This window comes from Streptomyces sp. GESEQ-35, assembly GCF_017948485.1.
Taxonomy (GTDB): domain Bacteria; phylum Actinomycetota; class Actinomycetes; order Streptomycetales; family Streptomycetaceae; genus Streptomyces.
On record NZ_JAFFSX010000008.1, the window covers coordinates 361,423 to 369,243 of the forward strand.

At 69.3% G+C, this 7,821-nt stretch carries 6 protein-coding genes; 4 read left to right on the forward strand and 2 right to left on the reverse strand.

Annotated elements, in window-relative coordinates:
• Positions 1–23: 23 nt before the first annotated feature.
• Together KCH87_RS18840 and KCH87_RS18845 are read right to left on the reverse strand one after the other, a co-directional pair.
• Positions 24–1,961 (reverse strand): phosphatase PAP2 family protein, encoded by a 1,938-nt coding sequence (locus KCH87_RS18840; RefSeq protein WP_210587285.1) that lies wholly within the window; start codon positions 1,959–1,961, stop codon positions 24–26.
• A gap of 200 nt (positions 1,962–2,161) precedes the next feature.
• Positions 2,162–3,061: a BadF/BadG/BcrA/BcrD ATPase family protein gene (locus KCH87_RS18845; protein WP_210587286.1), complete on the reverse strand. Its 900-nt coding sequence runs from the start codon at positions 3,059–3,061 to the stop codon at positions 2,162–2,164.
• 309 nt (positions 3,062–3,370) lie between these two features.
• Between KCH87_RS18845 and KCH87_RS18850 the strand changes: the two genes are divergently transcribed.
• The 4 genes from KCH87_RS18850 to KCH87_RS18865 form a co-directional block, all read left to right on the forward strand.
• The gene (locus KCH87_RS18850) at positions 3,371–4,492 is read left to right on the forward strand and encodes an ROK family protein (protein WP_308298857.1); all 1,122 of its coding nucleotides are present in this window, start codon (positions 3,371–3,373) and stop codon (positions 4,490–4,492) included.
• Between the two features lie 273 nt (positions 4,493–4,765).
• Complete coding sequence (locus tag KCH87_RS18855; RefSeq protein WP_210587288.1) at positions 4,766–6,094, forward strand: extracellular solute-binding protein; 1,329 nt, start codon at positions 4,766–4,768, stop codon at positions 6,092–6,094.
• 114 nt (positions 6,095–6,208) lie between these two features.
• Positions 6,209–7,120 (forward strand): carbohydrate ABC transporter permease, encoded by a 912-nt coding sequence (locus KCH87_RS18860; protein ID WP_210587289.1) that lies wholly within the window; start codon positions 6,209–6,211, stop codon positions 7,118–7,120.
• On the forward strand, positions 7,117–7,821 hold a 705-nt coding region (locus tag KCH87_RS18865; RefSeq protein WP_210587290.1), incomplete at its 3' end, for a carbohydrate ABC transporter permease. The genes KCH87_RS18860 and KCH87_RS18865, both read left to right, overlap by 4 nt.

Below are 7,821 nucleotides of genomic sequence, written 5' to 3' on the forward strand. Positions count from 1 at the left end.
TCAGCTCCCGCCACGTCAGGGCGTTACCGCTTCAGGAGTCGTACCGACAGACCATCCGCCGTATAGACGGGTACGGCCCGCAGCGTGTCGGAGTTCAGCTCCACGCGGTCGAACTGGCCGCGGAGCACCGGAGCGCCGACGACACGCACCGTGCTCCCCGCGGCCGGCGGCTTGTCGGCGTCGAGCCGCAGCGACAGCGAGCTGCCCTTGCCGAGCACCGCACGCCGCGTGACCTCCAGGGCGGGGCCACGGCCCGACCGCAGCGTCACCTCGAGCGCCGCCGACTCCTGGCTGTACGTACCGTGGATCTGCACCGTCGACTTGGTGGAGACCCGCAGGGTGCCGCCCGTGACCCGCACGTCGCCGTGGCCCAGGGCGTGGGCCGACGCGGCCGCGAGGACACCGTCCTTCAGCACGGTGCCGCCGGTGTAACTGTTGTGCCCGGTGAGGGTGAGCGTTCCGGTGCCGGTCTTCGTCAGTCCGCCGCGGCCGTCGATGTCGTTGCGCCAGGTGTCGGCCGCGCCGAAGCCGCCGGCTGCCGCGTCGAGCCGCACGCTCACGTCGGACTCGAAGGCGCCGTAACCGTCCGCCGCGGCGAACAGGTTGAGGCGCCCCCACTGCTCGAAGCCGTCGAGCAGCACGTATCCGGCGGGCAGCGCCGTCGTGCGGAGCACCGCGCGCCGCTGCTCCGCGTCGAGGTACGGCTGACGCGTCTCCAGCAGCACCTCCGCACCCTTCGGCACAGTCAGCGCCTCGTCCCGGCCCCTGCGGGACAGGATGTACGTCAGCTTGGGCGTGACCGTGCGGAGGTTCGCGTCCCGGTCGGCGTACACGTCGCCGGTGTCGGGGTGCGCGTAGGCGTACAGGGTGTCGGCCGTCGTACCGGTCTGCGCCTGGAAGTAGGCGAGGGCCTGGGCGCGCGCGGTGGCCTTGAGGCCGGAGTTGGCCGGGTCGGCGAGGGCGGCGGCGGCCAGGGCGGTGGCCATGATGCGGCCGCCCATGACGTCGACGGGGGAGTGCATGCCGGACATGATCCGGGTGTGGCTCAGCTCGAACGCGCGCGTCACGATCTCCTGGAACCGTTCCGGAACCGCGTACGCGAACGCCAGAGCCGCCAGGTGGAAGGCGTTGGTGTGTCCGCTGGGGAAACCGCCGTCCTCGGCCGGGTTGGTGCTGCGCTGCCGCAGCAACTGCGTGGCGACGACCACAGCGGAGTCGTAGACCGGGTAGCCGAGCGCGTCGGTCCTCCCGGTGTCGACGACCTCGCTGTCCTCGTTCATGCGCCACGGACGCGGGTACTGAAAGGCGAACTTGCCGGGGTTGCCGGAGGCGAACGGCCCGCGCACGGTGTCGACCAGCTTCGCCACCTGACCGAGGTCCGAGGTGTACGAGCCCGCACCGAGGGCGGATCCGGCCGGGGCGCTCGCCGGAACGGAGTCGCTGATCGTGGTCGCAGGCGTCGTGTCCGGCGCCGTCGTGATCGAAGTGACCGCCTTGGCGCCGGACTTGTACAGCTCGGCGAGCGGTCCGAGCGCGGCGATCATCGCGTAACTCTGGTGCTGGCGGTCGTAGATGAACGACTCCTTCGCCTGCGCGTCCGTGCGCGCGGCGGTGATCCGGGCGCAGTAGCGCATGTTGGCGCGCAGGATCTCGGGCTTCAGCGGCGTGCCGGTGTTCCACGCGTCGCCGGTCTTCCAGATCTCGGCCATGCCGCCGAGGATCCGGACCACCGCGTTGGTCTCGGGCGTGAGGTTCGTCGTGACGTTGGTCTTGTAGTCGTCGACGAACGGGGCGGCGGTCGCCGTCGCGGCGGCGGCCCGGTCGACGCTCGCCCAGGTGATGAGGGCCGGGGCGGCGACCAGACCGGCCGACGCGGCCAGGGAGGTCTTGAGGAGCCGCCGCCGGTTCATCGCGTGACGCCCGGGCGAAGTGGTGGGCTGCTGCCCGTCTGAAGACGGCATGCGTGTGCCTCTCTTGAGTTCTCCGGCCTGCGGCCGCGGGGTTGGGGCGAGGGTCTCGCGGTGTGCTTGAGACGTGTAGGTCCTGGGCGTCCTGTGCTGGTGGCGAGGCTTACGAGCGAAGATCTACGGGCGGGTCATGTCACCCGGGAAAGCGCTTGCCGACCGCAGTATGTCCCGGACGTGAACGGGGACTTGGGCCCTCACAGGATCGCCCTGGCCAGAGCCACCGCTCCGAGGACCGGCGCCACCCGCAGGGGCTGCGGACGCGCCCCCGGAATGCTCGCGGCGAGGGCCACCACGAAGGCGTCGTACAGGGCGGGCTGCGCAAGCACGGTGCTGCCCGCGACCACGACATCGTCGACCGCGACCCCGCGCGCGGAGAGCCGTTCGACGAGCGCGGCCAGCGAGCGGCCGCCGTCGGCGATCACCGTGCGGGCGAGTGCCGAACCCGCTTCGGCGGCGGCGAAGACGACCGGGGCGTGTCTGCCCCACTCGGCGGAAACATCGGTGGCGCTCTCCAAGGCCGCGCCGAGCGCCGGAACTTCGGCGACCGAGAACGCGGAGACCAGAGCGAGGGCGAGTTCATCGGGTTCCTCGCCGCGGTCGTGCGCCGCCCATGCGGCACGCGCCGCTTCACGGACGAGACCGGCCGCGCCGCCTTCGTCGCCGAGGACCGCGCCCCAGCCGCCGACCTGTACGGGGCTGCCGTCGGCGAGCCGAGCCACCGCGACGGAACCGGTGCCGGCGACCAGTCCGACGCCCTTGTCCAAGCCCGCGGCGGGTACGAGCAGTTCGGCGTCGCCCACCACGAGCGCGGGCACGGGGAAGAAGGACTGGAGCGCGTCTCGAATCTGTGCGCACTGTCGAGGCGTCTCACAGGCGTGTCCGCCCACGGCCAGCGCGGACGGACGTACGCCTGTCGGCAGCGCTTCCTCGACCAGCGCGGCCAGCCATCGGGCGGCGGCCACGGGGTCGTGCGGTCGCCAGCCGCTGCTGGGACGGACGTGATCGGCCACGAGAGTGTCGTCCGCGAAGGAGCGGAGCTGCGTCTTGGTGCCGCCCACGTCGATACCGACCACCAAGGGTGCGGTGTCCTGCACGGAACCTCTTTCGTCGGTGCGCTGTGTGCTGCGACGGTGGGCGAACCGCGCCTGGAGGCAGGGCAGTTGATGAACTAGGGAAGCCCCGGGACGGGCTTCTGACGGACCACGGCAGGCGAGTACCGTGACGTTCGTTAGGAAGTTAACTAACGAAGTACAGTGTGTGTCAATAGGCGTTGCGCACTCGGCTTGCCGGACTTCCTGTCCGGGCCGCGTACGCAGCACGCCAGGGCAACCCATCGCCGTCTCCCGCCGAGTCGATCGGCTTGAGAGAGCGGCCTGTGAGCTGGGGGTACTGTGGAACACGACGTGGCGAGAGCCCCCCGTCTGACCGAGAGCGCGAGCGCCGTATTCGCCGTGCTGGCGCAGGCCGGCACCGCGACCCGGCCGCAACTCGCGAGCCTCGCGCGCCTGTCCAAGCCGACGGTCTCCTCCGCCGTCGCCGAACTGGAGGGCGTCCACCTCGCCGCCCACTCCGGCACCTCCTCCGGCGGTACGGGCCGCAGCGCCGCCATATACCGCCTCGGCCCCGCCGCGGGCGCCGTGCTCGCCGTGGACCTCGGCCCCGCCCTCACCCGGGTCCGCGGCTGCGCCCTGGACGGCACCCTGCTCGCCGAGGCCGCCGGGCCCCGCGCAGACGCCGCCGACGTAGTGCGCGACGCCCTGCGCGCGCTGCCCTCCGACGCCCCGCTGCGCACCATCGTCGTGGCCGTCGGTGACGTCACCGCCCCCGAGAAGCCGCGCCCCGCCACCGCCAAGGCCGGACCGGTCTTCGACGCTGTGGCCGTCGCCCTGCCGCCCGGGGTCCCCGTCCACCTGGAGAACAACGTCAACTGCGCCGCGCTCGCCGAACTGCACGAGGGCGCCGCCCGCGGCCGGCACACCTTCGGCTATCTGCGGATCGGCGTCGGTATCGGTCTCGGCATCGTCGTCGGAGGACACGTGCTGGCCGGAGCCAACGGGGCCGCCGGAGAGCTCGCCCGGCTGCCCTACCCCTGGGACGACGACCTGGAGCCCCGCCACGAGGCCCTGGAGGAGTACATCGCCGCCGGTTCGCTGCTGCGACGGGCCGCGGAGGCCTGGCCGGATTCCGACGGCTCCTGCCCCCGCACCGCCGAGCAGCTCTTCGCCCTGGCCGGACAGGGCAGCGCCACGGCCCGCTCGATCGTCGACCGACACGCCGCGGACGTGGGTCGGCTGGCCGCCGCCGTGACCGCCGTACTGGACCCGGGGCTGCTCGTGCTGGGCGGCAGCACCGGCGCGTATCCGCAGCTCCTGCCCGGTGTGCGGGCCGAACTGGAGCGGCTCAGCTGGCCCACCGAGGTGGTCAGCAGCCAGGTCGGCGATCTCGGCACCGTCGTGGGCGCCGCCCGCCTCGCGGTCGCCCGAGGAGTCCAAACCGTGACCGAGGCCGCGCGGACGAAGGATTGACGGTTTCGGACTCGGTCTGCCAATGTCCGGACAAGCGCTTTCTAAGTCGACCGGGACGTCGGCTTGGGCGAGCGTCCCGCCCGTACTCGACGTACGGCAACCGCACCAGGGCGTGCTTGTGCGGCGACGGCCACAGCGGCCGGGGACCCTCGCTCGTCAGGATGACGCGGCCGGGCGAGGCCGCGCCCTCGGAAAGCGAACCTTCTTGCAAAATGCACCCGTGCCGCCTCCGTCGGCGCCGTGCTCCGTCCCTACCACGAAATGGGTTCGAAGATGACCACTGTGGGTGTGCGGCGCTCTCGCCGACTCGGCCGCGGCGGTATGCGCCGCCTGGTTCCCCTCGCTGCCGTGGCCACGGCAGGTGCCCTGCTGCTCTCCGCCTGCGGGTCGGGCTCCGACTCGGGAGGGACCTCCAAGTCGCTGACGTTCTGGATCTCCACGGTTCCGGGGCAGGACGCGGGCTGGAAGAAGATGGTGGCGCAGTACAAGAAGGAAGCCGGCGTCGACGTCAAGCTCGTCAACATTCCCTACGACGGCTACGACGCGAAGCTGCGCAGCGCTGCGCAGGCGAACTCCCTGCCCGACGTGGCGTCAGTGCCGAAGCTGGACCCGATCTGGTCGAACAAGCTGATCGACCTCAGCTCCATCGCCAACAAGAAGAGCAACAAGATCAACGGCAACTTCGTCGCCAAGGACTCGTCCGGGAAGGTGCTGTCCATCCCCTCGGACGTCACCGCGTCCGGCATGTTCATCAACAAGTCGCTCTTCGAGAAGGCCGGCGTCGACTACCCGACCTCGCCCCAGGAGACCTGGACCTGGACCGAGTTCATCAAGGCGGCGGACGATGTCCGGGAGAAGACCAACGCCAAGTACTCCCTGACCTTCGACCAGTCGCCGTCCCGGCTGCGCGCCATGGTGTACGAGATGGGCGGGAAGTACGTCCACGCCGACGACTCCGGCAAGTTCTCGGCGGACGCGGCGACCAAGAAGGCCGTGAACACCTTCGTCGGATGGAACGACGACAAGACCATGCCGAAGTCGGTGTGGACCAGCGGCGCCGACCCGTCGGCGATGTTCCAGAGCGGTGACGTCGTCGCCTACTGGTCCGGCGTGTGGCAGGTCGCCGCCTACGCGGAGAGCATCACGAAGTTCGAGTGGGCGAGCGTCCCGACTCCCGCCGAGCCGGTGCAGGCCAGCGACGTCAACAGCGGCGGCATGACGGTGGGCTTCAACAACAACGGCGACGCGGCCGCCGCCGCGGAGAAGTTCCTGTCCTGGCTGTACGAGCCGGCCCACTACCAGGCGCTGTGCGAGGCGTCCGGGTTCCTGCCCGTCGAGAGCGGTTTGAACCCGAAGTACCCCTTCAAGTCCGAGGCGGCGCAGGCGGCGTTCAAGCTCTACAACGTGTCGATCCCGCTCTACGACCCGATCTCCGGCTACTTCAACAGCGCGCAGACGGGCTGGGCGCTGAAGGGCAAGACCCTCACCGAGGACCCGACCAAGACGGAGCTTGGCAAGGCGATCAACGGCGAGCAGTCGGCCGACAAGGCCCTGGAGAACATCGTGGCCGGCTACAACCAGCAGGTCGGCGGCGGATCGTAAGCCACAGGGCCGGGCGGCGGGGTCGTACCGCCGCCCGGCCCTGTCGCCCATGTGATGCCGGGCTCATGGCGTGAGCCCACAGGGAATCCATTCCACCAGCACGGAGTCAGGAAGATGAAAAATCGCGCCCCGGACGTGTCCGTGAGCCCGCCCAGGAGACGCAGCAAGTACACCGTCGTGCCGCTCGTCCTCATCGCGGGCAATGTGGTGCTCTTCGCGCTGTTCTTCGTCTGGCCGGCGGTGATCGGGCTCGTCTACTCCTTCACGAACTACACGGGCATCGGGGCGTTCCAGTTCGTCGGACTGGACAATTACCAGAACCTGTTCGGGGACTCGATCTTCTACAGCGCGCTGACCCGGACGCTGCTGTACACCGTGCTCTTCGTTCCGCTGAACTTCGTGCTCTCGCTGCTGATCGCCAACGTGCTGGTGAGCAAGCACGCCAAGGGCGTATCGGTCGCCCGCGTCTTCTTCTTCATCCCGTGGCTTCTGTCGCCCATCGTCGTGGGTGTCCTGTGGCGGTGGCTGTTCGGTGAGAATTTCGGACTGGTCAACGAGGTCATCGAGAACCTCGGCGGAAGTGCCGTTCCGTGGCAGTCGAACGCGGACCTGTCGCTGATCGTGGTGGTGGTGGCGGCATCCTGGGCCTGGACGGGCTTCTCGATGCTGCTGTTCATCGCGGCGATCAAGAACGTACCGGTGTCGTACTACGAGGCGGCCTCGCTCGACGGCGCCGGTCCGTGGCGCCAGTTCATCAGCATCACACTGCCGAGCATCGCGCCCACTTCGTTCATCGTCATCCTGCTCAACACGATCCACGGGATGAAGGAATACCCGCTGTTCGCCTCCCTCAACAACGGCGGACCCGGAACGTCGAACAACCTGCTTGTCCAGTACATCTACCAGACCGGCTTCAAGTCGGGCCAGATCGGCTACGCGAGCGCCGCGTCGTTCGTGCTCATGCTCATCCTGATGGCCGTCGCGATCATCCAGTTGATCGTCAACCGGCGGGTGGAGAACCGATGACAACCACAGACATGCCACGCCCGGTCGACGCCGAGCCCGGACGGGCAGCTCCCAGGAAGCGGCCCCGCGGCGCGGCCGGCGGTGGGCTTCGGCGCGCGGTGCCCGCGACGACACTGCTGTGGGTTCTGGCGGCCCTCTACGGGTTTCCCGTGCTGTGGTTCGTCCTCAGCTCCTTCAAACCGGCGGGAGACCTGTTCTCCTCGCTGTCGCTGTTTCCGGACGACCCCACCCTGTCGGGCTACAAGGCAGCATGGGGCAGCGCCAACTTCGCCCAGTACTTCATCAACACGACCATCGTGTGTGTGATCGCGACGATCCTCACGGTGGGAGTGAGCTGCTGCACGGGGTACGCGCTGGCCAAGTACGACAACAAATGGCTCAAGGCGTTCTTCATCTGCATCCTCGCCACGACGATGCTGCCGGGCGAGGTCATGCTCGCCCCGCAGTTCCTGGTGGTCCGCGACCTGGGCCTGTACAACTCGCTCGCCGGCATCATCTTCCCGGCCCTGCTCACCGCGACCGGATGCTTCATGTTCCGCCAGTTCTTCCTGACGGTCCCCGACGAGCTCGTCGAGGCCGCCCGCATCGACGGGGCGCGTGAACTGTCGATCTTCCTGCGGATCATGGTGCCGATCTCCCGGCCCATCATGCTGACCCTCGCCATCCTGTCGTTCCAGTGGCGATGGAACGACTACATCTTT

Excerpts from the sequence above, each read along its gene's own strand:
- KCH87_RS18840 (WP_210587285.1), bottom strand. The coding sequence starts at position 1,961 with ATGCCGTCTTCAGACGGGCAGCAGCCCACCACTTCGCCCGGGCGTCAC.
- KCH87_RS18855 (WP_210587288.1), top strand. The coding sequence starts at position 4,766 with ATGACCACTGTGGGTGTGCGGCGCTCTCGCCGACTCGGCCGCGGCGGT.
- KCH87_RS18860 (WP_210587289.1), top strand. The coding sequence starts at position 6,209 with ATGAAAAATCGCGCCCCGGACGTGTCCGTGAGCCCGCCCAGGAGACGC.